Genomic DNA, 713 nt, shown 5'->3' with positions numbered 1-713 from the left:
GTTCAGGATGACAATTCAGACTCTTGTGCTGTTTCCGAGTGGGAAGCGAGGCCAAGTGCGGCTCGTCAGGGAATGGCACTCCCGAGTCCCTGAATTCGCCACATCCGCCAGGACGACCAAGAACGACCGGGCCCACCGAAACAGCGGTGGGCCCTTTTCATGACCGACGTGTCACCCGGGACCGGGAAGCGGATACACGGCCGGAAACGGGTGGTCGGTTCACATCACGAGGGGAGAGTGATGGCTGTGCGAAGAGTATGTGGAAGGTTACGCCGGACAGCCGGGAAGCGTACGGGTCCACTGGCACGAGTGGGCCTCTGCGCTTTCGTACTGCTGGGCAGCACCATGGGCGCGACGGCCGGGACGGCCAACGCCTCGACTGGCGACGGCACCCTGACGGTTCAGGTCCTGCGGGATTTCTTCGGCACCGGCGTGATCAACACGACCATGGACGTGCCGCAGCGGGGCTTGAAGGTCAAGGTGTCGGACCCGGCAGGCCATCGGGTCACCGGCACCACGGATGCCACCGGAAAGGTGGTGGTCTCGAAGTCGACCGAACTGACCGGCGGCCAGTACCGCGTCGACGTCACCATCCCGGCGCCGTACAACAAGTATCTGCGGGCGGCACCGGCCTCGACGGCGGAAAACCACTTCGACAGCTTCACGACGTTCGTGGACGTGTCGGACGGCAAGGACGACTCGGTCATCACCGG

1 pseudogene is annotated in these 713 nt (G+C 64.2%); it reads left to right on the top strand.

Annotated elements, in window-relative coordinates:
• Nucleotides 1–345 precede the first annotated feature (345 nt).
• Nucleotides 346–713, top strand: a pseudogene (locus NP777_RS47035) (SdrD B-like domain-containing protein); the annotation flags it as partial.

Source organism: Streptomyces rugosispiralis, assembly GCF_024505145.1.
Taxonomy (GTDB): domain Bacteria; phylum Actinomycetota; class Actinomycetes; order Streptomycetales; family Streptomycetaceae; genus Streptomyces; species Streptomyces rugosispiralis.
Note: the sequence above shows the minus strand (reverse complement) of the source record. Positions and strands in the feature narration are given on the sequence as shown.